27 protein-coding genes and 2 pseudogenes are annotated in these 25806 nt (G+C 44.1%); 9 read left to right on the top strand and 20 right to left on the bottom strand.

Features of this window, described 5'->3' with window-relative positions:
• The first annotated feature begins 1128 nt into the window (after positions 1–1128).
• The 9 genes from CAPGI0001_RS04740 to rlmN all read left to right on the top strand — a co-directional run bounded on the left by CAPGI0001_RS04740 (position 1129) and on the right by rlmN (position 7357).
• Positions 1129–1758, top strand: coding sequence for a hypothetical protein (locus CAPGI0001_RS04740; protein ID WP_002667346.1), 630 nt, complete (start codon positions 1129–1131; stop codon positions 1756–1758).
• 21 nt (positions 1759–1779) lie between these two features.
• A complete protein-coding gene (locus tag CAPGI0001_RS04745) occupies positions 1780–2343 on the top strand; it encodes a hypothetical protein (RefSeq protein ID WP_002667312.1) in 564 nt (187 codons plus the stop codon).
• A 278-nt stretch (positions 2344–2621) separates the two neighbouring features.
• A complete protein-coding gene (locus CAPGI0001_RS04750; RefSeq protein WP_002667521.1) occupies positions 2622–3719 on the top strand; it encodes a major capsid protein in 1098 nt (365 codons plus the stop codon).
• Complete coding sequence (locus tag CAPGI0001_RS04755) at positions 3704–4039, top strand: DUF6706 family protein (protein ID WP_232781197.1); 336 nt, start codon at positions 3704–3706, stop codon at positions 4037–4039. The genes CAPGI0001_RS04750 and CAPGI0001_RS04755 overlap by 16 nt, the downstream gene beginning before the upstream one ends.
• 6 nt (positions 4040–4045) lie before the next feature.
• Entirely contained in the window at positions 4046–4603 is a 558-nt protein-coding gene (locus CAPGI0001_RS13320; protein WP_248601295.1) for a hypothetical protein, read from the top strand.
• A gap of 109 nt (positions 4604–4712) precedes the next feature.
• Positions 4713–5147: a hypothetical protein gene (locus tag CAPGI0001_RS04765; RefSeq protein ID WP_002667285.1), complete on the top strand. Its 435-nt coding sequence runs from the start codon at positions 4713–4715 to the stop codon at positions 5145–5147.
• The gene (locus tag CAPGI0001_RS04770; protein ID WP_002667499.1) at positions 5119–5628 is read left to right on the top strand and encodes a glycoside hydrolase family 73 protein; all 510 of its coding nucleotides are present in this window, start codon (positions 5119–5121) and stop codon (positions 5626–5628) included. The genes CAPGI0001_RS04765 and CAPGI0001_RS04770 overlap by 29 nt, the downstream gene beginning before the upstream one ends.
• A gap of 89 nt (positions 5629–5717) precedes the next feature.
• On the top strand, positions 5718–6284 hold the full coding sequence (locus CAPGI0001_RS04775; protein WP_002667389.1) for a hypothetical protein: 567 nt from the start codon (positions 5718–5720) through the stop codon (positions 6282–6284).
• A 35-nt stretch (positions 6285–6319) separates the two neighbouring features.
• Positions 6320–7357, top strand: coding sequence for a dual-specificity RNA methyltransferase RlmN (rlmN, locus tag CAPGI0001_RS04780; RefSeq protein WP_002667264.1), 1038 nt, complete (start codon positions 6320–6322; stop codon positions 7355–7357).
• Positions 7358–7402: 45 nt separating this feature from the next.
• Here rlmN and CAPGI0001_RS04785 read toward each other — a convergent pair whose 3' ends face one another.
• The 20 genes and pseudogenes from CAPGI0001_RS04785 to CAPGI0001_RS04865 all read right to left on the bottom strand — a co-directional run bounded on the left by CAPGI0001_RS04785 (position 7403) and on the right by CAPGI0001_RS04865 (position 25747).
• A complete protein-coding gene (locus CAPGI0001_RS04785; protein WP_002667313.1) occupies positions 7403–8176 on the bottom strand; it encodes a UDP-2,3-diacylglucosamine diphosphatase in 774 nt (257 codons plus the stop codon).
• A gap of 227 nt (positions 8177–8403) precedes the next feature.
• Complete coding sequence (locus CAPGI0001_RS12925) at positions 8404–8562, bottom strand: DUF2004 domain-containing protein (protein ID WP_002667542.1); 159 nt, start codon at positions 8560–8562, stop codon at positions 8404–8406.
• A 113-nt stretch (positions 8563–8675) separates the two neighbouring features.
• Positions 8676–9239 (bottom strand): hypothetical protein, encoded by a 564-nt coding sequence (locus CAPGI0001_RS04790; RefSeq protein WP_002667407.1) that lies wholly within the window; start codon positions 9237–9239, stop codon positions 8676–8678.
• Positions 9240–9304: 65 nt separating this feature from the next.
• Positions 9305–9472, bottom strand: a pseudogene (locus CAPGI0001_RS12750) (IS1595 family transposase); the annotation flags it as partial.
• Positions 9473–9807: 335 nt separating this feature from the next.
• The gene (locus CAPGI0001_RS04795; RefSeq protein ID WP_002667450.1) at positions 9808–10563 is read right to left on the bottom strand and encodes a hypothetical protein; all 756 of its coding nucleotides are present in this window, start codon (positions 10561–10563) and stop codon (positions 9808–9810) included.
• Positions 10560–10784, bottom strand: a complete 225-nt coding sequence (locus tag CAPGI0001_RS04800) for a zinc metalloprotease (protein WP_248601296.1) — start codon at positions 10782–10784, stop codon at positions 10560–10562. The genes CAPGI0001_RS04795 and CAPGI0001_RS04800 overlap by 4 nt, the downstream gene beginning before the upstream one ends.
• The gene (locus CAPGI0001_RS04805) at positions 10778–10969 is read right to left on the bottom strand and encodes a hypothetical protein (RefSeq protein ID WP_002667636.1); all 192 of its coding nucleotides are present in this window, start codon (positions 10967–10969) and stop codon (positions 10778–10780) included. Before CAPGI0001_RS04805 ends, CAPGI0001_RS04800 begins: the two co-directional genes overlap by 7 nt.
• A complete protein-coding gene (locus tag CAPGI0001_RS04810) occupies positions 10970–11947 on the bottom strand; it encodes a hypothetical protein (RefSeq protein WP_248601297.1) in 978 nt (325 codons plus the stop codon).
• 12 nt (positions 11948–11959) lie between these two features.
• Positions 11960–12886, bottom strand: a complete 927-nt coding sequence (locus CAPGI0001_RS04815) for a hypothetical protein (RefSeq protein ID WP_248601298.1) — start codon at positions 12884–12886, stop codon at positions 11960–11962.
• Positions 12887–12951: 65 nt separating this feature from the next.
• A pseudogene (locus tag CAPGI0001_RS12755) lies at positions 12952–13119 on the bottom strand (IS1595 family transposase); the annotation flags it as partial.
• Between the two features lie 175 nt (positions 13120–13294).
• Complete coding sequence (locus tag CAPGI0001_RS04820) at positions 13295–14542, bottom strand: FtsW/RodA/SpoVE family cell cycle protein (protein WP_002667290.1); 1248 nt, start codon at positions 14540–14542, stop codon at positions 13295–13297.
• Positions 14543–14553: 11 nt separating this feature from the next.
• Positions 14554–15888 (bottom strand): UDP-N-acetylmuramoyl-L-alanine--D-glutamate ligase, encoded by a 1335-nt coding sequence (murD, locus tag CAPGI0001_RS04825; protein ID WP_002667609.1) that lies wholly within the window; start codon positions 15886–15888, stop codon positions 14554–14556.
• 88 nt (positions 15889–15976) lie between these two features.
• Entirely contained in the window at positions 15977–17209 is a 1233-nt protein-coding gene (gene mraY / locus CAPGI0001_RS04830) for a phospho-N-acetylmuramoyl-pentapeptide-transferase (protein WP_002667283.1), read from the bottom strand.
• Positions 17210–17559: 350 nt separating this feature from the next.
• Positions 17560–17964, bottom strand: coding sequence for a four helix bundle protein (locus CAPGI0001_RS04835; RefSeq protein WP_002667422.1), 405 nt, complete (start codon positions 17962–17964; stop codon positions 17560–17562).
• Positions 17965–18131: 167 nt separating this feature from the next.
• Positions 18132–19616 (bottom strand): UDP-N-acetylmuramoyl-L-alanyl-D-glutamate--2,6-diaminopimelate ligase, encoded by a 1485-nt coding sequence (locus CAPGI0001_RS04840; RefSeq protein ID WP_002667561.1) that lies wholly within the window; start codon positions 19614–19616, stop codon positions 18132–18134.
• A gap of 6 nt (positions 19617–19622) precedes the next feature.
• Positions 19623–21626, bottom strand: coding sequence for a penicillin-binding protein (locus tag CAPGI0001_RS04845; RefSeq protein WP_002667404.1), 2004 nt, complete (start codon positions 21624–21626; stop codon positions 19623–19625).
• Positions 21619–21948 carry an FtsL-like putative cell division protein gene (locus CAPGI0001_RS04850; protein WP_002667530.1) on the bottom strand — a complete coding sequence of 110 codons (330 nt, stop codon included), beginning with the start codon at positions 21946–21948 and terminating at the stop codon, positions 21619–21621. Before CAPGI0001_RS04850 ends, CAPGI0001_RS04845 begins: the two co-directional genes overlap by 8 nt.
• Positions 21949–22052: 104 nt before the next feature.
• The gene (rsmH, locus tag CAPGI0001_RS04855; protein WP_002667606.1) at positions 22053–22970 is read right to left on the bottom strand and encodes a 16S rRNA (cytosine(1402)-N(4))-methyltransferase RsmH; all 918 of its coding nucleotides are present in this window, start codon (positions 22968–22970) and stop codon (positions 22053–22055) included.
• The gene (locus CAPGI0001_RS04860) at positions 22957–23421 is read right to left on the bottom strand and encodes a division/cell wall cluster transcriptional repressor MraZ (protein ID WP_002667373.1); all 465 of its coding nucleotides are present in this window, start codon (positions 23419–23421) and stop codon (positions 22957–22959) included. Before CAPGI0001_RS04860 ends, rsmH begins: the two co-directional genes overlap by 14 nt.
• Before the next feature lie 202 nt (positions 23422–23623).
• Positions 23624–25747 carry a peptidylprolyl isomerase gene (locus CAPGI0001_RS04865; protein ID WP_002667334.1) on the bottom strand — a complete coding sequence of 708 codons (2124 nt, stop codon included), beginning with the start codon at positions 25745–25747 and terminating at the stop codon, positions 23624–23626.
• Positions 25748–25806 lie beyond the last annotated feature (59 nt).

Raw genomic sequence — 25806 nt, forward strand, 5'->3', positions numbered from 1 at the left:
CTTGTAACCTGAAGCACTCGCCTGTAGGGTATAGTTATGATCCACTTGTAGCACTACTGTATACCCCCTTGAGTATCGCTTGGAAGGGAAGTGACGCCGCCACTACCCCCCTACTATTGCAGTAAGCAACCCTGCAAAAAACAACTTTTTCATATTTATTACATTTATTTTTTCTGATTTACAGGGAAAATATAAAAATTTTTTCACTGTTTATTGACTTTATTTTGTTAACTGTATTTATTTTAACGATTTTTAGAGTCTGAAAACAAAGCCCTCTGTATGGGCGATTTGCAAATCGCCCCTACGACACACGTAAACATACTCACACCATGCCCATGATGTTTTTTGTGTATTTACATGCATATTTACACGTATTTACACATATTTACATGATATTTGCCAACGTTCGGATAACACACGCGTAGGGGCGAATTGAAATGTGGGCGAATTGCAATTCGCCCCTACAACACACACAAACATATTCATACCATGCCCGTAATATTTTTTGTGTATTTACATGCATATTTGCGAACGTCCAGAAAACACACGCGTAGGGGCGAATTGTAATTCGCCCTTCCACATGGGGGCAATTGAAAACATGGGCGAATTTGAAATGTGGGCGAATTTCAATTCGCCCCTACAACGTGCGCAAACATACTCACACCATGCCCGTAATGCCTTTTTTTGTGTACTTACATGCATATTTACACATATTTACATGTATATTCGCCAACGTTCGGATAACACACGCGTAGGGGCGAATTGTAATTCGCCCTTCCACATGGGGGGGCAATTGAAAACATGGGTGAATTTGCAATGCGGGCGAATTTGAGGAAAAAACGCACGCAACAGCATAGGGCGATTTGCAAATCGCCCCTACAACGCACGCAAAAAACCTCATGCCAATATCAATGTTCAATGATTAATGTTCACTGACCCCTGCTCACTGACCTCTGCTCACTTTTCACTCTTCACTTTTCACTGATCTCTCCCCTCCTACTTCTATTCTCATTTCTCACAACGATTCTTCTTGATTTGTACATCAAAAATGTTGTACTTTTGCATCGAATTTAAAACAGGTCTTAGGCGTTAGTCTACGAAACCCTAATACCCCATAATCCTAAAACCATGAACAAAGAAGAATTTTTATCGCTCTTGACAGAGAAATTTTCAGCAATGGATGCCGCTCACTTGGAAACCTTAGCTGCTTCCTTGGCTGCCCAACAGCCTGATGCTCACCAAGGACAAGCCTTGGTCAATAAGCTCACCGCAGAGCAAGTGGCGGACTATCTTGCGGCAACACCCCCCACCCCGACAGGCATAACTCCCTCTGTAGCAGGGGATACCCCAAGTGCTGCGGACTCCTTGGACAAGCGCATCGAGGAGAGTGTACGCAAGGCTGTACTGGCTTTCGAACAGCGCCTAAGCCTATTCGAGACACAACAAAAACAACAGCTACAACACAACCGTCTTCAGGAGGTACTCGCTCAGTGCCAAGATAGCAATTTCCGCATGCAGAGTCTCCGCGACTTCCCCCTAATGCACTTTGCTACCCCTACCGATTTCGAACAATATCTACAACAAAAGAAAAATGACGTACAACAAGCAAATCAAACCCTCGCCAACAGAAGCTTGGCATTACAACACCCACCTTTTTACACCAAGGAGACACCGCGCCAGAATGTCTCTCCTGCGGTGGTCTCTTTTATCCAACTCCAAGCCAACGCGCAGCAACAATTCAAAGGAAAACAAGTATAACTCTTTTACCAACAACGACCTATGAAATTACACATTACCGAATCCTACCCCTCCCCAGGTCTTTTTATGCACACCCTGGCCGACCTCTCCGGTGGGGTAACCATTACAACAGAGGTCTTAGGGGGTGCTAAACTGATCGCAGGAACGCCTATCGGCAAGGACTCCCTCGGGCGCTATGCTGCCGTGAAAACAGCCCGAACCTCCACTACCCTGACAAGCGCCTCTGCTACTGAGATAAAGATTGCCAAGGGACATCACTTCCTCCCTGGGGACTATATCGCTGCGGATACCACTAAGGGGCAGAAAATCAAAACAGTCAATAAGCAAAACCCTGAGTATGACCTCCTGACTCTCGAGACGGCTTTAGGAGTGGAACTCCCTAAGGAAACACCCCTATTCCAGTCCAAGGGCAATGACCTCCTCCCCAAGGTGACCCCCGTGGCTTTGGCCTCCTACACCTACTTGGTGCCTATGCGCGACAACCTTTTCTGTGCCGCTTGGGTGAGTTGCGTAGTGAGTGAAGCCCTCATGCCCCCTATGCCTAAAACCATCAAAGACGCCCTCAAAGGAGTTATCTTTTTATAATGATCAATTTTCAATGATCAATGATTAATTTTCAATGATCAATGGTCAATGATTAATTTTCAATGGTCAATTTTCAATGATCAATGATTAATTTTCAATGGTCAATGTCCAATCATTATTCATTGTTCATTATTCATTGTTCATTATTCATTAATCATTAATCATTGTTCATTAATCATTAATCATTATTCATTATTCATTATTCATTATTCATTATTCATTAATCATTAATCATTAATCATTAATCATTAATCATTGTTCTCTAATTATTAAAAAAAATGAATGCATCACTTATGACAGGTCTTAACCAGACCGATTTGCAAGCGGTTGTAGGCTCCTACAATCTCGAACAATATTATTATCCTACTCTTTTTCCTTTGCGAGAGGCTTCTACCCTCTCGTGGCGTATGCTTCAGGGGCAAGCAGGGCTGAAAGTAGCCGGAGATATCATCGCTCGTGGCGCTTCTATTCCTAAAAAAAACCGCAAAGGACTCTCTAAGCTCTCTGGGGATATCCCTAAGCTCTCCATCGCTCGCGAGAAGAATGAGGACGAACTCACTGAGTACGACCTAATGGTAGCTGCCTGTGGCGCCAATCCCGATATGCTCTCCCTTATCGAGTTCTGGGCTGATGACACCAAGGCCTGCTGGCATGGTATCGCTGCTCGTGCCGAATGGATGGCACTCCAACAGATTTCCTTAGGACGCTTCTCGCTGACTACCGAGAACAACGCTTCTGTAGTAAGTCAGTACGACTTGGATTACCAAATCCCTGCCGCTCAGAAAATAGGAGTAGAGGCCTCTTACAACAATAATACCACCGGAAAACCCCTCTCCAAGGACTTCATCAAGGCCTTGCGCTTAGGGCAACAGCTCCACGGGGTTTCTTACAAATATGCCTTTATGAACGTGGATACCTTCCTCAAGTTTGCCTCACAAGAGGAAATAGGCAAGCGCTGTGCTCCCTATGCGAATGCTCCCCTTGCCGATGCTCCTGACCTGAGTACCGTCAATGCCTACCTTGCCAAGCATGCCGAGACTTATCGCGGTTTGCAGATCATCGTCATCGACCAGGAGATCTCCTTGCAATCCATCAGTGGGGAGACAAGAACGGGCAACCCCTTCGAGGACGACGTGATTCTCTTCTCCGAAAGCAAGGTCTTGGGCAACACTTACTGGAAAGCCCCTATCGACATGAAGATGACTTCCTCCCACGCCCTAAAGGTGCTCCACGGGCATACCCTCATCAAGAAGTATTCCGAAGAATCCCCTGTGCGCGAGGTCACCGAGGGTATCGCCAACCTCTTCCCTGCCTGGAACCTCGCCGCTCGCTCCATCCTTATGCAAACCAACAGCACCTCATGGAACAAGAACTAATGACCAATGCTCTATACCTGAGCCGTACCCTCTCGCCCTTAGGGATAGAGAAGGAAACCCTCGAGCTGCTTCTGCTCAAAGCGCAGCTATCTCCACAAGCCCCCGTGGAGATAGCCCGCTGCGACAGAGCCATCTACCAATTCTTCTCCTTGATACTGGCACCCGCCTCCCTGAAAAAAAGCGAAGGTGCCTACTCCCAAAGCTGGAACTTAGAAGCCCTCAAGGAGTACTACACCGCCCTATGCTATGAGCTGGGCGAGCGCAACATCCTCTTCCCCTCCCACGCCCCTAAACTCAACGACCAATCACAGATATGGTGATGAAGAGTGAAGAACGGAGGGAGTGAAGAACGAAGAACGAAGAACGAAGAACGAAGAACGAAGAATGTAGCCAGCGAGTGCCCACAGCTAACTTCACTCTTCTCTCTTCACTTTTCACTCTTCACCACATACCCAAGCTCATTCGCTTGGCTACACTTTTCACTCTTCACTCTTCACTCTTCACTCTTCACTTTTCACTCTTCACTCAAAATGCTTTACCCTCATTATCTTTTTCTTCTTACTCCTTCCCTCTCGCAGCAGCGGGCGGATGGCACATGGACGGCGAGTACCCTCTCGCGCTCCTTTGCCTGTCGCTGCTTGCAGGAGGCCAATAGCAAGGGGCAGGAAGTACCTCTGGCCAATAGCCTCTACCATCATGTACAGACCGCCAATGCCTCCTTCCGCCGCTTCGCCTATGTGGTGTACCTCCCCCGCGATGCCCCACACATCCCCGAGGGCTCCCTTATCCTTATTGCCAACGACCCCGAAGGCAACGACCCCCGTAGCTGCTCCATCGTACAGAAATACGACCAAGGACAACTGCATAATAGAATCTTTTTATAATGTTCAATGTTCAATGATCAATTTTTAATGTTCAATTGTTACTCATTAATCATTATTCATTGTTCATTAATCATTATTCATTGTTCATTAATCATTAATCATTGTTCTCGTGACTTTCGAAATAGAAACCCACCTTTACCAGCTTCTTTCCACCCCTGAGGTGAGGAAGCGTCTTGGACTCAGCGGGGGCATTTACTTAGGCAATGACCGTCCTAATGACTCACAGAAGGAGGATATAGTCATCCAGTGTCTTGCCTACCGCTACCTTCGCCCCAAGGGACAACCCCCGAGTGAGAAGCTACCCCCTCCCAGTGGGCAGGCACAGATTCTCCTCTATGTCCCTGACCATTACGTATATATGGGGAGGATAGGCGCCCAATACGTATCCCCACGCTACCGCCTGAAAGAACTCTGCCAAGAGGTTATCAGTGCCCTACGTGCCTCATGGATACAGGGAAACATACACTATATTATTGACAAACAAACTCTTACTTCTTTTCCTAAAATACACCAACATGCAGCCACTATCACCCTACGTTTTTAAGAAACAATATATCCCCTACGCCCTTGATAGCGAACGACTTACGGGTATTTCCGCCCTATTTAGTCTTGCCCAAGCGGCGCTGGAGACAGGCTGGGGCGCCCATACCCCCGGCAATATGTTTTTCGGTATCAAGGCCACCGCACTCACCCCTGACCACCTCAAGCAGCTGTTGCGCACCCAAGAGATACTCCCTAAGCCCGCTCGTAAGGGCGACTTCCCCGAGATTCTCAGCATCACCCCGCTGCCCAATGGCAAATACCTACACGTGGTCAAGGACTGGTTTCGCCGCTACGACTCCCCCGCTGAGAGCTTCCTGCACCACGCCCGACTGCTCACCCGCAACCCTCGCTACCGCCAAGCACTCCTCCACCGTGAAGACCCTCTCGCCTTTGCTCACTTCATCGCACAAGCAGGCTATGCCACCGACCCCGACTACGAAGGCAAACTGAGGAGAATTATACGAAAGATCAATGAGCAATGAGCAATGAACAATGATTAATGAGCAATGAGCAATGAACAATGATTAAAAATTAATCATTGATCATTAAAAATTAAAAATTAAACATTATTATGAAATTTTTCTTTTTCTCTCTTTTACTCCTTGTCAGCTGTAGGAGTGTCAAGAAAAGCCAAGAGCATACACAACTTTTCCAGCAACGTGATTCTGTGGAAGCCTATCACGAGTATAGGGGCGAGAGTCTCTTGCGGGAGTGGCATTCGCAAGAAATCGCCTTGGAGGTTGTCCCCGCCGATAGTCTCGCCCCTGCTGCCTCGTCTTCGCCCCTGCCAGCACCTCCCCTGCTCCTCTCGCCCGAGCGAGTGCCCTCCTTGTCCCTTTCGCCTAAGCGAGGGTATCCCTTGCAAGGGGTGGTTATCTCCCAGCAGAAGACGGCACAAGGGCAGACCCTTTCCATACAAGGGGCGAAGGTGCTAAAACTGCACTTTAGGGAGAAAGCACTGGAGGAGCAGCTCAAGCAGCATGAACAGCGAACCACAGAGAAGCAAACCCACCAGAGACATATTCGGGACACCCGCAGAGAAACCTTTGACCTGAGGAGACACCCCTACTTCTCCCTTTTCCTTTGGGGCGTGGCGATGCTGCTTCTTTTTCTATTACACCCGAGAAAACAAAAGTAAATGTTTCAGCTTTATTTTGTACCTTTGCAGCCATTATGAAAGATATTCGTGCCTTAAAAAAAGAAGAACTACAAGCCTTTTTCCTCTCTCATGGGGAAAAGGCTTTTCGTGCTAACCAAGTATATGAGTGGCTTTGGACGAAGGGGGCTCACTCCTTCGAGCAGATGACCAACCTCTCCAAGGAGACCCGCCAGTTGCTTTCGGAGCATTTTGTCATCAACCATATCAAGGTGGATACCATGCAGCGCAGTGAGGACGGTACGATCAAGAATGCCGTACGCCTACACGACGGGCTGTATGTGGAGTCCGTGCTCATCCCCACCGATACGCGTATCACCGCTTGTGTCTCCAGTCAGGTAGGGTGCTCGCTGAACTGCTCTTTTTGTGCTACGGCACGCCTTAAGCGTATGCGCAACCTCTCTCCCGACGAGATCTTCGACCAAGTGCTCACCATAGACCAGCAGAGCCGCCTCTACTATGGGCGTCCGCTGCGCAATATCGTCTTTATGGGCATGGGCGAGCCCCTGATGAACTACCCCAATGTGATGAAGGCCATCGAGCGTATCACCTCCGAGAAAGAGGGGCTGGGCTTCTCTCCCAAGCGCATCACCGTATCCACTTCGGGGGTCTCCAAGCTCATCCGCAAGATGGCTGATGACAAGGTCAAGTTTCGCCTTGCCGTATCCCTACACTCGGCTATCGAGGAGACACGCAACAAGATCATGCCCTGGACGGTGGACTTCCCCCTTACCGAGCTGAGAACCGCCCTCCAATACTGGTATCAGCAGACCAAAAGCCGCATTACCTACGAATATGTAGTCTGGAAAGGGATCAATGACTCCCCCAAGGATGTAGAGGCGCTGGTGGCTTTCTGCCGTTTTGCTCCCTGCAAGGTAAACCTTATCGAATACAACCCTATCGACGAGGGTCTCTTCGAACAGGCCGACGAAAAAGCACTACAACTGTATAAGAGAAAACTCGAAGAAGCAGGCATCACCACAACCATCCGCTACTCCCGTGGCAAGGACATCGATGCCGCCTGCGGACAACTGGCCAATAAGAATGAAAAGTGAAGAATGAAGAGTGAAGAATGAAAAATAACTACCCCAATCAGGGTGTCACTCTTCATTCTTCACTTTCCCGACCAGCTGGCAGAACTCCCCATCGAATACGGCATAAGTATAGTAGTGTATCCAGTCTCCTGTATTGATATAGGTAGCGCCGCCGCCGAGGTCTATGGTCATAGGCAGGTGGCGGTGGCCAAAGAGAAAGTAGTCATAGTGCTTACTCTGGAGCTTGCGGCGGCAGTATTGCACAAGCCATTCCTTGTCTTCGCCAAGGAAATGCACATCCTCGTCTCCGGAGATAAGTTTGTTCTTCACCGAGAGATATTGCGCCAAGCGTACCCCAATATCGGGGTGTAGCCAGCGGAAGAGCCACTTACAAAAGGGGTTGGTGAAGACTTTTTTCATGCGCTTGTACCCCTTGTCCCCAGGGCCTAAGCCGTCGCCATGGCCTATGAGAAAGTGCTTGCCACGGCAGGTAAATTCTTGCGGACTGCGGTATACAGGGATATCCAATTCCTGCGGGAAGTAGTCATCCATCCACAGGTCGTGATTGCCTACAAAGAAGAAGATAGGCAGTCCACTATCGCGAAGCTCAGCGAGCTTGCCCAATACACGTACAAAACCGCGGGGTACCACCGTCTTGTACTCGAACCAAAAGTCAAAGAGGTCTCCTAAAAGAAACAGCGCCCCCGCATCGGTCTTGATAGTATCCAGCCAATGCACAAAGCGCGTCTCGCGCTCCCGACTCTCCTTATAGGTCGGTGCGCCTAAGTGATTATCCGAAGCAAAATACAGCTTCTTGCCTTCTGGTAAATTTATTTCCATGTTTTCAGTGAGCGGTGAACAGTAAACAGTAGTCATTGATTTACAGTTAGTTTTTTCTGAAGTGAATAAAGCATTTTCCCCACTTGATCTATCAAGTACATCACATTTTGTATGTCTGATTCTTTCAAGTAATCTATTTTTACACAAAGTAATAATATATGAAATTATTTCGACACCTCAATAAATAAATTCCTATTATTTACTTTGTAAAACTTCTACTCTATAAATTAACTTTCCCAGTCAATAGCAAGGATTTCCCCATTCAAGTCATACTTCACAGCAAGGATTTCATCAGTTTCCTCTGGGCGTATCATATAGTTGACAATTACCTCGCCTATTGATCTTTCACAAATGGTATACCACAGTTCAATAGTTCCTACCTTCATTTCTCATCGAAACCACACCTCTCACCGTGATTTGAGCCTTTACAGAAAGCCCTATCACTAAACTGAATAATACAAATACTTTTTTTATTACTCATTCTTTTTCTGAAAAAAACCTATATACTAATAATTGGAGAATAAAAATCCTCCGTTGGGAAGAACTCCTTCTTTGTTTTCAAATCTTGGAGCTTAATGATATTTTTCTTGTCCTTATCTAAAAAAATCTTAAAAATTTCCTTTTCTTTCGTTTCATCATTTGTTAGTTCTACATTATCGCCAACAATTTTAACGGATTCAAAAATCGATGGATAATCCACAAAATCAGTATAATCCATACGAGGGGTAAGGTTTTTATCCAATTTAGCTCCTTTTTCTACAGAGTAAATTATTTTCTGAGCAGAAATAGGTTGCTTTTTATAAGATCTTAATTCTTTAACCGACAGAAATTCAAGATTGATTTTATAAATCATCCTGTCTTCATTAGCGATAATAGAATCCTTTACTTCCATTCTCCATTGAAAAGCAAGCATCATATTATCTTCAAAAATCCTTCGGTAAGGAGATTTTTGCACTTTTTGTTTGGTAATTTTTTCAGGTGGTGGAGGAATAGATTTTTTCTTCTTTTGTCCAAAAGCCACAAAGTGAGCTGCCACCATGACAATTAAAAGTAATTTTTTCATAAGTTAATCTAATTTAAATTCATACGAAAATCCTTCGTGGATTAAATATTTATTGAGGTGTCTATTTAGCTACATACTAATTGACTTTGGGAAACGGGAGAACGTTCTACAATTCTTTTTATTAATTTGTTAAAGATAGTATCTTTATTTTGTGAGCGATTGATTCTAAAACTGTATTCCGCTAAATATCGGTCTATGTTAAATTCTGATACCCAAGAATATATACCTCGTAATTTGCGACAGCAATATCCATCTTCCCATTTTAAAGAAGCTAGCTATTCTTCGCAATCTAAGTCTGTTTTAAAGCGTTCAGTAACTCTAAGATATTTTTCCCCTTAAATAATTCCATAACACATTCATTTTCAGAGTGCAAATATATGAAATTATTTTAACACCTCAATAAAATTAATATCATAGATTTCAGTAACACCATTGTTGATTATTTTTGCAATCCCATTCCATTTCCTCTCTATTAAATCTTTCCATCATTGTCTTACGGCTTCCGAGGCAAAACTTCGTGTGCAGCGGTTTGCTCATCAGCATTAGAAGCGCCAACTCAAAAATTATATCACGGCTCTGTAAAGATATAATCAAATCCTTCATCCTCTTCACCAAACGCTGCTCTATATCTTTTTGCGTACTCTTGTTTTGAAATCTGTTTTCCAGAAATTGCATCTATAAAATAATATAGATCACAATTTCTTTCTGAACAAACTATCAGATGATCCTTTTCTCTTTTTTGTTTTTCTTTTTTTGCTAATTCTATATATTTCTCTAAACATTTATCTTTTGGGTAACCATCTTTTATGATAGCCTCCCACATATTCATTTCTTCTACATAAAATATTTCAAATCCAAAATAATTTGTTCCTCTAATATTAACAATTCTACCTTCTCCAGTTTTAAGGTTGATATGTCCTTTCTTTTCCAAGAATTGTAAAATATAAGGATATTTAATTTTCTTGAATTTCTTATCTTCATCTACAATTCTTTTAACGCCTTTTTTATTGTAATAAACAGATTTTCCGATAAGTACATTTTCTCCTATAAAATGCTTGATGCTTTTAATTTTTCCATTCGGATAATAATCTTTACGGCGTGTTATAAAAGAAGGGGAGGGCAAACTTTCCTCTATATATCCCCCTTCTTCTTTGTCAAAATATATATCATAAACTCTGCACCCTTCTTTCATATATATATCTCTCAATAATACCCCTCTTTTATATTTAAGCTCTTTAGCGAGCTTAAAATCAAACGTTTCATTTTTAGGTTGTGCTATTACATAGGAAGCATACAAATATAGTAATACTAAAAATACTCTCATAATTGCTCATTAATTATTCTATTTAATATTTCTTTTATTGCGGGGTTTATTAATTTCCATTGCCATTGATAGAGAGCAACTCCTTTGTTTAGATAATCCATCACATTATCTGTTTGTTGCCCTTCATAAATAAAGTCATCACTATTCTTTTCAAAAGTATGATCTAACCCAATACTGTGCAAAACTTCGTGTGCAGCAGTTTGCTCACGAGCGTTTAACAAGCAAAAAGAGTACTTATTCCTATCCCTGCGCCAAAGCCTTCATCAAATTTGCATTCTCCCCAAGCTGTGGTAGCCAGTAGGAAGAGTTGCTGGTCAATGGAGGTCTCTAAGGTGGTCTTGGCAAGGTCGCGCTTCTCTATCAACGCCTTGAAGTCTATGGGGGTTTTGTAGTAAGTGCCTTTCATTTATCTTATAACTTCTAATTCTTTTTTACCTTTTGGGCGATATAAATATATAGGGAAAATTCTTACTTTTTTTCTATTTTCCTCTTCATATCTTCCTACTAGTACAGGCTCTCCTTTACAACGAGGACATTTCATTGCTGTAAATAATAATGTGACTACTCTATCTTCACAATAATAAACCAACTCTTCATTATCAATTGAAGTCATATTAAAATTCTGTAGAGTTCCATCAAATGCAGCTGTATAAAATTTTGCAATATCCTTACTTTCTTTTTCATTAATAAATAAAGCTTGAGCTACTTCTTTTTCTTTATATAAAATACTCTCTTCAAATTTATTTTCTTCTTTATTGATAATCATATTTCTAAGTTCATTAAACTTGTTTAGAACTTCTTTTTTTAGATTTAAGCTATCAGATAAATCAAATTTTTCTCCATCTTGCCATCCTTTTAATTGATATGGGACATTAGCCTGAAATGTTCCACAATATTCTACATAAGGTTTTCCCATATCTACAAATATATTTTTTCCTGTTTCTTTTTCTTTTTTTAGTGGAACTTCGAAATCTATCACAGGTGTAGAAATCTTTTCAATATCTCCATTATCTTTAAAACGAATAGCTTGTATTTTTAATTGGACTCTTGCCCCTCCTTCTATCATTTTTTGTGGAATTCCATTGATGTGTATAGGAAAAATTCTAATTTTCCAAGATTGTAAACCACTCTTTAAAATTGCTGTATTTATGGGGACACTTGCGCTTAAGGCACCATTTCCCAATCCATAATATCTCTCAATAGGGAAGCCATTAATTAGTATTTCAAAATTACAACCTCCTATAAAATACTCTGCTTGATAACTAATAGCTTGCTCATGATATTTAACTTCTTTATATAAATTTGCTATTTTTTCCATTTTTATTCTTTCTTTACAACTTAAAAATGTTAAAATAATTATAGCTAATAAATATACTTTTTTCATAAATTAGATACTTTACCTACGTATAATTACAAATTCATCACTACCTTGGGGTAAATATAATAAAATAGGGTAGGGAGCTGCTCCATAAGTTGTTCCTTTACTTATTAAAGGACTCCAACCTTTTATATCTAATGGAGAGTAATTATTAAATTCTTTAGTATGTGTTTTTCTCTCCAAAGTTACTAACTTCCCTTCTGCATAAAGTTTTAACTCATAATCCTCCAAGGGTATCATTGTTCCTTTACTATATTCTTCTACATCTTCCTTTATTTCCTCTAAATCTTTTTCTATTCGTTTTTCTGAAAGATAATCAAAAATACAAACCTCATCAAATCTTTTTTGAATCAGTTTCATCCACTCTTCTGAATTCCCGTCATTAAGTATCTTTCTGATCTTTTGATGAAATGCTACCACCTTTTTCTCTAATTTATCCTTATCCCATTTACGAAGGTCTTGCCCCTTACTCCAACCTTCTAATTCATAAGGCAATTCTGTAAGCTCTACATCCCATTCTTGCTCAAAGTAAGGTACATCCTCCTTAGGGGCTACAATAGGCAAAGGAATACTATTGTAGTTTAATATCTCATTGGTCTCTTTATTGCGTATATAACTATCAAATGATATATTCGAATTTTTAATATCCTTAGATACTATTAGTTTTTCTCCAGCTTTAAAGGCTGGAAATATCCTCAATTTTACCTTATATTTCCCATTTTTTAATATATATGGGTTCATATCTACTCCACTATTTGCACCTACATAATCACAATCTGCTTTTATATCATTGATATAAAGTTCGTAAGGTACGCGCATTGACAAAGAAATGCCATAAGTTATTTGTTTTTCCAAGGGTATTTGTTGTATTTTCATTTCCCCTGTATTTTGTGCATTATGACAATTAAACAGTAAGATAGCCAATGTCAAGATTATATTTTTCATAAACTAATCTAATTTAAATTCATACGAAAATCCTTCGTGGATTAAATATTTATTAAGATGTCTATTTAGCTACATACTAATTGACTTTGGGAAACGGGAGAACGTTCTACAATTCTTTTCATTAATTTGTTAAAGATAGTATCTTTGCTCTGTCAACGATTAATTCTAAAACTGTATTCCGCTAAATATCGGTCTATGTTAAATTCTGATACCCAAGAATATATACCTCGTAATTTGCGACAGCAATATCCATCTTCCCACTTTAAAGAAGCTAAGTATTATTCGCAATCTAAGTCTGTTTTAAAGCCTTCAGTAACTCTAAGATATTTTTCCCCTTGAATAATTCCATAATACATTCATTTTCAGAGTGTAAATATATGAAATTACTTTGCCTGCTCAATTTAGTTATTATATTCGTTCATCTATATCTGACCTCTGCTCACTGACCTCTGACCCCTGCTCACTGTTCACTGACCCCTGCTCACTGACCTCTGACCCCTGCTCACTCTTCACTTTTCTCTCATCACTCTTCACTCCATGGGAGCTTACCGAGAGCACGATTCCCAGCGCCATACAGGTCATCCAGATGGAGGTACCCCCTGTGGTGAAAAACGGCAAGTTCTGCCCTGTTACTGGCAAAAGACCTACGGAAACGCCCATATTGACAAACCCTTGGAAGACAATCGGGATTCCCACCCCTAAGACCAACAATTTACCGAAAATAGTGGTGGCTTTCATCGAGATGACCACAAAGCGCACCAGCATAATGATAAAAAGCAGTATCAGGGCAGAGCCCCCCAATAGTCCATATTCCTCGACCACTATAGCAAAGATAAAATCCGACGAACCCTGAGGCAAGAGGTTCTTCATCACGCTCTTTCCTGCTCCTTGCCCCCAGAATCCACCCGAGACAATCGCCATCTTGGCACGCTCCGACTGGTAGTTCTCTTCCTTGTCCTTGCTCATAAAGGTCTCTATTCGGTTCTTCCACGTGTCCACACGATGCGGAAAAGCATCCGGAAAGGCTTTTACAACCAACATGAACAAGGCAAAGAGCAACACTGCCAGTATACTACTGCCCAGTATGTACTTAATCGGGTAGCGCCCTATATAGAGCACCATCAGCACCATGGCGTACATCATCGCCCCTGTGGAGAGGTTTGGCAGGGTAACCATCGCCAGGGTAATCCCTACAGGCAGCCATAAGGGCAATATACTTTCGACGAAGCTATACTTGGTCTCATACACCTCGGCCAAGTACGAGGCTACATACATCAGTAGGATAATCATAGCAAAAGCCGATGGCTGAAAGGAAATCCCCATGATGTAGATCCAGCGGCTGGCATTAGCCCCCTCTATGGTGCTTCCCTTGAGCAAGGCAAAGAAAAGCAATATCCACGAAAGCAGTAGCCCCAGTCGCGCCAATGGGCGAAAATAACGATACGGAAACCTATGGATTAGGTAGATGATCAGAAGCCCCGCCGCGATCAACCCCACATGCCTTATCAGGTATCCACGTGTGGAGATACCTGTCCTTTCCAAATACACCAAGTTGCTGCTCGAGCTATACACTGGCAGAAAGGAAAGCAGGGCAAAGAAGAGGATGACTCCCCAAAGGGAAATATCCCCCTTGAGATAGCGTCTGAAGCGTTCCATAGGATTGTTTTTTATAGCATATTTACATAATGCTTGAACTGGTTGCCTCTGTCCTCATAGCTTTGGAAAAGGTCAAAGCTGGCACAGGCGGGAGAAAGCAATACAGTGTCACCTTCTTGAGAGAGTCCACGACCTACCTGTACGGCATCCTCCATGGAGTGAGTCTCTATGATGGTAGGAACGATGCTTTGGAAAGTCTGAATAATCTTCTGGTTATCAAGACCTAAGCACACAATCGCTTTTACTTTCTTGCTTACATACGGAATCAGTGGTGTATAGTCATTTCCTTTGTCCTGACCCCCAACAATCCACACAAGTCCTTCCTCCATGGAGTCCAAGGCATAGTATACGGAATTGACATTGGTAGCCTTGGAGTCATTGATATATCTGACCCCCTCTACCTCACGGACAAATTCCAAGCGGTGGGGTACTCCCTGAAAGGTCATCAGGCTGTTGCGAATGTTCTCGTTGCGTACATTCAATAATTTGGCAACCATGGTAGCTCCCATGGCATTCTTTAGATTGTGTTTTCCTTTAATTGTCAAATCTTTAGTGGACATCTCGAATATATTTTGGTTAACATTTACATACATATTTTTCTCATCAAGGCTCCAAGCGCCTCTCTCGAAAGTTTTTTCCAAGGAGAAGGGCAAAAGTTGTGCTTTTACTTGGCCTTTACCAATCTCCTGGGCGGTGACGGGATCATCTGCATCATAGATGAGAAAATCAGCCGCTTGCTGGAACTCGGTGATGCGCATCTTGGCATCTATATAGTTCTGAAATTCATAGTTATACCTGTCCAAATGGTCAGGGGTGATATTGAGCAATAGGGCTATATGTGGGTGGAAAGAGGTAATATCGTCCAGCTGAAAACTACTGATTTCCAATACATAATATTCCTTAGGCTCTTGAGCTACCAAGCGGGCAAAGCTGTAGCCTATATTCCCTCCTACTGCCACCGAGAGGCCTGCCTCTTTGAGCAGGTGGTATACCAAGGTGGTCGTGGTGGTCTTACCATTGCTACCTGTGATAGCGATAATCTTCGCATCGGTATAGCGAGAGGCAAATTCTATCTCGGAGATAATCTCAATACCTTTTGCCTTGGCTTGCTGTACGATAGGCACTTTATGAGGAATCCCAGGGCTTTTGATAATGCAATCGGCAGAGAGGATTTCGCTTTCGGTATGTTGGCCTTCCTCCCAGCGAATGCCCTTGGCATCCAGCTCCTTCTTGTATACCTCCTTCAGGGGTGATTTGTCTGAGAGAAACACCTCCCAGCCTTTTTGTTTTCCGAGAACGGCAGCCCCTGTGCCACTCTCTCCGCCTCCAAGTATAACTAATTTCATGCTAAGGGTTTAGATATTTAGGGTTATAGGGTTATAGAATTTAAGGGTTTTACTCTTTACTCATTAATCATTGATCATTGATCATTGTCTATCGGATTTTCAGGGTAATAAACGATATCAGTGCCAAGATAATTCCCACGATCAGAAAGCGCATTACTATTTTACTCTCATGATAGCCCTTCTTCTGATAGTGGTGGTGTAGGGGCGACATGAGGAAAATCCTACGTCCTTCGCCATATTTCTTTTTCGTATATTTGAAATACGCCACTTGCAACATCACCGAGAGGTTCTCGATAAGGAAGATACCACAGAGTACGGGGATAAGCAGCTCCTTGCGCACCATGATGGCCAGCACCGCGATAATCCCTCCTATGGTTAGGCTACCGGTATCCCCCATGAATACCTGTGCGGGATAGGTGTTGTACCACAAGAAACCGATGAGCGCTCCCACCATCGCCGCTATGAAGATGGTCACCTCTCCCACATGCGGTATATACATGATATTGAGGTACTCTGAGAAAATCGTATTCCCTGATATCCATGCAAATATCCCCAAGGTGAATACGATAATCGCCGAACTCCCCGCTGCCAGCCCATCGATACCATCGGTTAGGTTGGCTCCATTGGATACGGCAGTGATGATAAATATCACTATGGGGATAAATATCAACCACACCCAGTGCTTATAGTTCTCTCCTGTCCACTTGATCAGCGAGGCATAGTCCAATTCGTTGTTTTTCATAAAGGGAATGGTCGTCTTGGTCGATTTTACCTCGGCCATCTCCGAGAGCGGACGACGCTGCGCTTGCGTCTGTACCATGCGGGAAGCCTGTGCATTCTCGTTCTTGACGGTAACATCCGGATGAAAGTAGAGAGTTGCCCCTACGATAATCCCCAGAGATACCTGCCCTAAGACCTTGAAACGCCCCTTGAGCCCATCCTTGTTCTTGCGAAATACCTTGATATAGTCATCGATAAAACCAATCAGCCCCATCCACAAGGTAGTGATTATCAGCAGGATGATATATATATTATCCAAGCGCGTCAGTAAAAGCACCGGAATGAGCAAAGCCAAAATAATGATAATCCCCCCCATGGTAGGTGTACCGGATTTCTCCTTCTGTCCCTCCAGTCCTAAGTCTCGCACGGTCTCGCCCACTTGCAAGCGGTACAAAAGACCTATGATACGCTTCCCACTAAGGGTAGCGATGAGCAGCGCTAAAATAGCGGCTATCCCCGCCCTGAAGGAAATGTATTGGAACATTCCCGCCCCTGGCAGGTTATACGCTCTATGTAAATAATCAAATAAGTAATATAACATAACCACAATTAAGTGAAAAACGAAGAGTGAAAAGTGAAGAATGCACATCCTGCATCCATTCTCTTTCTATCTGTCTTCTATTCACTTTATCTTTTATCTATCAATCTTTATTTAATTCCCTTATTAAGTGAAAAACGAAGTGTGAAAAGTGAAGAATGCACATCCTGCATCCATTCTTTTTCTATCTGTCTTCTATTCACTTTATCTTTTATCTATTAATCTTTATTTAATTCCCTTATTAAGTGAAAAACGAAGAGTGAAAAGTCAGGGTAAAACGCAATGAATTCTGTCTCTACAGAAAACTACGCCAATTAGGATTCCCAGCTATGAACACTCGCTCTCTTCACTCTTCACACAAAACCACTCTTTACTCCCTTCTGATTAATCCTTTTTTTTCCTGTTTTTATAGAAGTCACAAGAATAGAAATAATCTCATCACAATCTTTTTGAAAACTATTTTTTATTTTCTCATCAAAATGTTCTGTATCATATAGCAAAGAAATCCAGTAAAGTGTTTCATTTGCCTCTTTCAAAGCTATGGAAAGTTTAGAAACAAAATCAGAAATACTTTGAGCATATTCAGCCTCTCTTATAAGAGCACCTATAGCAGTACCACTTCTAAGTAACTGTTTGCTCAGTACATATTCATTACTTTCTCTTAGAAATTTTGAAAGTTTTACAATCCTGATAGCAAAGTTATATGTTTTCTTAGACAATATTCCTTTTTTATCTTCCTGCAACTCTTTCTCTTCCATTTTCTTTGTATTTTTAATAATTCAAGTTTCCCAAGCTACTTTTAGGTTATAATTTTATTTATAACAATATGATAATCAACAACATGTAACCCCCTATCATATCCTCACGCGTCTTCACTCTTCACTCAAAACACTCTTCACTCTTCACTCAAAACACTCTTCGTTCTTCACTCAAAACACTCTTCGTTCTTCGTTCTTCGTTCTTCACTCTTCACTCCCCTCGCTTCTTCCAGGTCGTCAAAGTGTGTCCTTACGCCCTTGACTTCCTGATAGGTCTCATGGCCTTTGCCGGCTATAAGGACAATATCCCCTTTTTGGGCGAGGTGGCAGGCTACTTTTATCGCCTGTCGCCTATCGGTCACTGTCATACTCTTGTGCTGGTTCTCTGGGGTGATTCCCGCTTCCATCTCTCGGAGGATTTCCTCGGGGTCTTCCTCACGAGGGTTGTCGGAGGTGAGTATCACCTTTTCACTCAGCGAGGTAGCTATATGTGCCATGATGGGTCGCTTGCCTTTGTCACGATTCCCACCACAGCCTACCACGGTGATAAGCCGCTGTGAGGGGTCTTTTATGTCAAGGATCGTTTCTATCACATTCTGTAGGGCATCAGGGGTGTGGGCATAGTCCACGATTACTGTCACCCCACTAGGGGAGACAAAGTACTGAAAGCGCCCAGCTACACTCCTAAGGGTGCTGATCTGGGTGAGTACCTCCAGAGGTTCCTCGCCCAAGAGTACCGCTGTGGCATAGATGGCCAAGAGGTTATAGGCATTGAACCTGCCTATGAGCGAAGTCCATACCTCGTGATTGCCCACTCGTAGGGTCATCCCAGCAAAGGTGCTCTCCAAGAGCTGTCCCTTGAAGTCGGCGGCACGCCCAAGGGCATAGGTGCTCTTGTGTGCCGAGGTGTTCTGAAGCATATACGCCCCATTCTTATCCTCTATATTGGTCAGCGCAAAGGCTGTTTTTGGCAAATGGTCAAAGAACTTTTTCTTCGTATCGCGATACTGAGCAAAGGTCTCATGGAAATCCAAGTGATCTTGCGTAAGGTTGGTGAACACCCCGCCGGCAAAAACCAGCCCTTCTATACGGTGCAGGGCGATGCCGTGCGAACTCACTTCCATGAAGCAGTGCGTTACCCCTTGACCCACCATGCGGCGCAATACCTTGTTCAAGGTAAGCACATCCGGAGTGGTGTTGTGTGTCTCCTCCCGCTCTTGGTCTATATATATGGCTATGGTGGAGATCAGTCCCACCTTGTAGCCCAATTGTCGAAATAGCTGATAGGATAGGCTGGCTATGGTCGTCTTGCCATTGGTACCTGTAACCCCTACCAGGCGCAACTGCTCACTGGGGTGCCCATAGAAGTGGGCGGCTATCTGTCCCATGGCGCGGCTCGTATCGGTCACTTGTACATAGGTTACCCCCTCGGCAAGTGCTTCGGGGAGGTCTTCCACGACCAACACCTTTCCTTGTTGGGCAATTACCTCTGGGATGAAACGATGCCCATCGGTATGTGCGCCTTTTATAGCAAAAAATAGCGTATTAGGGGTAATATCTCGAGAACTCTGGGTGATATTTCCCACTTCTTGTGAGGTATCTCCTATGGTTTGGAGTACTTCTACGCCTTGTAATAGCTCTTTGAGTAACATAATTCCCTATAAAAATTTCAATCGTATGGTTTTGCGGCCGCCTATATACTCCCCTCCTGCGATGGACTGCGCGGTAACACGCCTGCCTGTGCCCTCTATGGTGACACTCAGTCCCAAATTCTCCATGATGGCTATCGCATCCATAGCTTCCATACCCAATACATTGGGCACTATGGTCTTATACTTGCTCAGGATATCATTATACTGTCCGTAACTCTTGGCCACTTGTGGGGAGGTTGTCTCTATATCGTCAATGGTGTCAATGAGCAAGGAGTTGGTGTATATCTTCTGGGCTATACTCTTGAATACAGGCCCTGATACATCGGCTCCATAATACCCTATCTGCTTGTCAGGGTTGTGTATGACCACTATACAAGAGTATTTCGGGTTTTGAGCAGGAAAAAAACCTGCAAAAGAGGATATATACCCCAGCTTGGACTTATCCTTATAGTCTTTCTGTGCTGTCCCTGTCTTCCCTGCCATGGAGAAGTTGGGCGAGTAGAGGCTCTTTCCTGTCCCGTACTTGACGGTATTCTCCAGTACCTTCTTTACCACCTCGGCGGTCTCTGGCGTACAGATGGAGCTGTTGAGCACCTCTACGTCAAATTTTTGTATCGACTTATTCCATTGCTTCACCTCGCGTATCATGCGTGGCTTGAGCATCATTCCATTGTTGGCAATAGCATTGTAGAAGGTGAGCACCTGTAGGGGGGTCATCTCCAGCCCGTAGCCGAAGGCCATCCACTCCAGAGCAATCCCACTCCAGCCACGCTGATTGGGCTGCGGTACGAAGGGCGTCCCTTCTCCCAGAATAGGCATGCCCAGCTTCCTGTTTAGGTGCATTTTATTTATCCTTCCGACAAACTTCTTAGGGTCTTTCCCGAAGAGGTCATGTACCATCTGCACGATGGCCGTATTGGAGGATACTTGCATGGCTTTGGAGAGGTTGATCGTGCCATATCCGCGGCGGTTGGAGTCCCACACCTCTCTCCCATAGAAGGAGATCACCCCCTTCTTGGTATCCACCGTATAGGTGGTATCTATCTTGGCTTCTTCTAAGGCGACTACCAGGGAAACGGTCTTGAACACCGAACCGGGTTCGTAGGTCTCTCCCAAGGCATAGTTGAAGCGCTCCCCATAGCTACCATCCTTGTTGCGCCCCAAGTTGGAAATAGCCTTGATTTCTCCTGTGGCCACTTCCATGACCACCGCACAGCCATGATCCGCTTGATAGGTCTCCAGCTGCTTGAGTAGGGCGTGGTGCGCTATATCTTGTATATTTATATTAATGGTCGAAACCACATCATAACCGTCCTTGGGCTCTATCTCATTGCTGTCCTCTATGGGCTTCCATTGTCCTTGGGCTATCTTCTGTTTCAGATGCCTGCCCTCTACTCCGGAGAGGTATTTGCTGAAGGCACCCTCCAAACCTACCTTGAAGGTATTCCCTTGCCCATCGGTGCGCTCATATCCTACGATACGCTGGGCTATCGCTCCCAAGGGATATTCCCGTGAACTGCGCCCCTCCACGATGAGCCCCCCTTTGTAGGCTCCCTTGGAGAAAAGAGGAAACTGGCGAATGCGCGCACACTCATCATATCCGAGCCCGCGCGCGATAAGGAAATACTTATTCTTGTTCTTGCGTGCGCCCCTAAGCGCCTCTTGGTAATAGGACGAAGGTCGAGAGAAAAAACGCCCCAAAGAGTCGCTCAGCGCCTTCAGATGCGTATCAAAATTCTTCTTCGAAGGGGTCATCGCATCAAAATGAATATCATAACGCGTGATCGAGGTTGCCAAAAGGCTCCCATCATCCGAATACAGATTCCCTCGATTGGGCTCTATGACAAATTCCTTGATGGTATTCTCGGCGATCAAGTCGCGATACTTCTGCCCATTGAAATACAGCCCGATAAGCTTGGAGACAATCGCTATAGCAAAGATAAACAGCCCTATGCCCACCAAGATGGTGCGCAAATTCACTATCCTATCTCTTTGTATTTCCTTACTCATCTTTGACTAATACCTTTATTTTATTCGGTGGTGTCGGTGACTGCTTCAGCCCGGTGTCCTTCAGTGAGGAGAGTATCGTAGACTCAAGCTTTACTTTCTGCAAGCGCGATCTTACGTCCACAAACTCGCTGCGGAGCTCCTTTACCTCCCCTTCCAGCTTGGCTATGGCATATATCTTTTGGTCTATCAAGTGACCACTATATATCATGATGATACCTATGAGCAAAACAAAAAGAATCACTGCCCAATTCCTCATAGCATGTGCCCCTATGAGAAAATCTGCCTTGAACAGTTTTACAAATTCTTCTTTTATTCTTTGCATTGTATTCGGTTGTCAGTCGTTAGTTTTTAGTTGTTAGTTTTCAGTTTTTAGTTGTTAGTCGTTAGTTACTCATTCTTCACTCTTCACTTTTCACTCTTCACTCTTCACTCTTCACTCAAAACTCGTTCTGCTACTCTGAGCTTGGCGCTACGAGCGCGGTTGTTGCGGGCTATCTCCTCGGCAGTGGGCAGGATGGGCTTGCCTACCTTGCGGAAAGGCACTTGTATATTCCCATAAAAATCCTTCTCAGGCTCTCCTGAGAACTGCCCATCGCGGATAAAGCGCTTGATGAGCCTATCCTCCAAAGAGTGGTAGCTGATCAAGGCTATACGCCCCATAGGCTTCACTATATCAGGCAGTTGCAAAAGCAATTCCTCCAAGGCACTCAGCTCCTGATTCACCTCGATGCGAATGGCTTGATACAGCTGCGCTAAATGTTTGTTTTCCTGGTTCTTAGGAAAATATTTCTGTACGACCTCCTTGAGATCGGCAGTGGTGGCGATCGGTGCGGTCTCTCTGCGCTGCACGATGGCCTGTGCCAATTTCCTACTTTGGGAAAGCTCCCCATAGCGAAAGAAGATCTCACTAAGCTCCTCCTGCGAGTAACCATTGACCACTTCCTTTGCGGAAAGTGGTTGCTCAGGGTTCATACGCATATCCAGTTCCCCCTCCATACGAATGGAGAAACCACGTTCGGCAGTGTCAAACTGGTGGGAGGAGACCCCAAAATCCCCCAATACCCCCGATACTTCCTTCACCCCATAGAAGCGTAAAAAACGCTTGATATGCCTGAAGTTCTGCCCTATAAGGGTAAAGCGGTCATCGGCAATCGCATTGGCTTGTGCCTGTGGGTCTTGGTCAAAGGCAAACAACCTTCCCTGGGGGGAAAGCCGCTCCAAAATGGCACGCGAATGCCCCCCTCCTCCGAAGGTTACATCCACGTAAGTACCTGCAGGATCTATCGATAGCCCCTCGATACACTCCTGAAGGAGTACCGGTATGTGATAACTATTCTCCTGCATCTGCTCCCATAATTTTTTCCGTCAGCGCCATGAACGCCTCCTCATCGATACTGGCTATTTCCGCCTCATAACACTCTCTGTCCCACACTTCTATGAAGTTCAGGGCAGGAGCCAAAACGACTTCCTTATCGATCTTGGCAAATTCCAACAAAGGCTTAGGAATGAGAAAACGCCCGGAGCCGTCCACCTCTACTTCCTTGACCCCCGCCGTGTACTTGCGCAAATAATCCAAGTGTTGCTTGGAAAAAAGATTCAATTTCGAGCGCATCTTCTCCATAATCTCCTGCCATTCGCCCTGCGGATACAGCTCTATACACCCCTTAAAAATCGAAGGCTTTAGAATAAATCCCTTGTGTAACTCACTCTCTAACACGGCTTTAAGCCCCACAGGGATCGTCACACGCCCCTTGGAGTCCGCCTTGCATTCGTATGTTACAAAAGTCTGTATCACTTTGAGTCATTTTATCGGGTCAAAGGTACAAACTTTTTCCCACTTTCTCCCACTTTCTCCCACTTTTTTTATCAACAAAGATTTTTTTGACTTTTGCACATAAAAAAACTTTGCCAATCCCTGTAGGTATTGGCAAAGTCGATGAATTAAAAAATAGTTAATGATGAATATTCGCAATGCGAAAAATTAAGAATTGAGTATCTTAGTAGAATTTAGCTCTATTATCCTTAATATCGGCAGTAGCTTCCAAGGCTGAGAAAAGATCCTGAGAAGCACGGTTGAGCTTCTGGTTTCTCAAAGGCGCCATGTAACTACTATAGTTAGGCAATGCAGGAGCGATGTCCTTCTGTGTCACTTGAATAACGTATACCCCGTTGTCCCCTGCGATTGGTTGGCTTACTTTTCCTTGAGGCAAGGCAAAAGCAGCGCCCAACACACTTGGTTCACTTCCTTGTCCGGGAAGGGCTGGATATTCTTGGGTTACATTCTCTGCTGTTTGTATATTTCCAGCCTGTCCAGAGGCTTGCGCTACTTGCTCCAAGGTACTTCCCTTGAGCTTCTCTGAAAGCTGTTTGGCTTTCTTCTCTTTGATAAGGATAGGCGCTACTATAGGACGCGCATCGGAGGCTGAGGCTACTCCCTCGCTGATCTTCTTAGTAAGCTGTGCGATTATATAACCATCCTTAACATCTTCACGGTGTATATCACCTACTTTGGTATCATCTGCAAAAGCCCATCTGACCAAGGCGCGGTTGTTACCCAGACCTGGGATATCTTCTGCCATAGCATCCAAGTTATTAGCAGGCAATACATTGTATCCCGCTTTAGCTGCCAAGGAAGCAAAGTCCTTAGGATGCTGTAGCGCTTGTTCGTTGAAGGCGGTAAGCTTGGTATAGATTTCGTTCTGTGTCGCTTTAGAAGGCTCAATATTGCGTACAATGGTAGCCAATTGTACCCCTTCTCTCTGGTCAGTAATCTTGATGATATGGAATCCGAAATTCGTTTCCACAAGCCCTATATCACCTACTTTTCCATGGAATACATAGTCGTTGAAGGTAGGTACCATCATCCCTGGTGAGAAGAAGTCGAGGTCTCCCCCATTAGGAGCGTTGGACGAGTCATCGGAATTAACCATTGCCAAGGCAGCATAGTCCTCTCCTGCTTTTACTTTTGCCAAGATATCTTCCGCTTTTGCTTTGGCTTCTTCCTTGCTACGAGTGATGGTCTCATTACCTGGGAGAGAACCCTTATAAGCGATAAGAATATGGCTTGCTCTCATTTGGGCATTAGGCTTTTTGGAGAGCATACGGGTATAGCGATAAGTATTGGCTTCTTTGTAAGGGCCATAGAGGTCTCCTACAGGGAGGTTGTAGAGTGCCTCAGCATGATCGGCAGGAAGCCTGTCCTTACTTACATAGAGGCTATCGAAAGGCACATCAGAATTTTCATTTACGAACTGTGGCACATCCTTAGCTGCCAAGGCGCCGAAGCCAGGAAGGGTATCGTTGGCTTGTCTTTGGCTATTATATACCACTCTGGGAGCGTTAAGGGCTTGTAGGCTCTGCTCTACCTGCTTGATATCCGCTTCTGAGGCAGTCTCAGTAACCCATACGAACTGAATATTGCGCATTTCTTTCTGCTCGAACTGTTTTTTGTGAGCTTTTACATACGCATCTATCTCAGCATCGCTTACCTTGACCTCACTATCAGGAATACTTGTGTAAGGCAAGGTTACATAGTTGAAGGTTACTTTGTCCGCTTGACGGTGGTAGGCATCCTCTCCGTCCTTGAGAGTCACACCCAATCCAGCACGAATTAGGCTAAGGTATAGCTCACGCTTGGCAGCATCCACATAGGATTTCTCTTCTGCTTGCCATTGTTGGTACTGGGCGGGGTTGACCTTCTTGATCTGAGCGATCACTTGGGCAAACTTAGCTATGGAGAATTGCCCTTTTTCATCCTGAAACTGAGGGTCTTGTGCATACTGAGGTACACGCTTGATCATGGCAAAGATCTGCTCTTTGCCCACTGAGATTCCCAGCTTTTCGAACTGTTGGTCTATGATTTTCCCTTGTACCGCCTGTTGCCATAGAGCATTGACGATATAGCCTTGTCCTATGCTTCCCCCCATGTTGCGGGTGGTGTTCTCCACTTGAGTAGAGAACTCTCGATAGGAGATATCATCCCCATTTACACTCCCTATCACCAATTGGTCAGGGGTGGTGTTACGGCTGAAAATACCGGAGATAACAAAGGCAAAAAGCGCTAATCCAATTACCAGGATTAGGAATACAGTACGTTTTCTGATTTTTTCTAAAACGGCCATTTTTTTAGTTTTGAATTTTGAGTTTTGAATTTTGAGTTCTCATCCTCTCACCGACAACT

The organism is Capnocytophaga gingivalis ATCC 33624 (assembly GCF_000174755.1).
GTDB lineage: Bacteria > Bacteroidota > Bacteroidia > Flavobacteriales > Flavobacteriaceae > Capnocytophaga > Capnocytophaga gingivalis.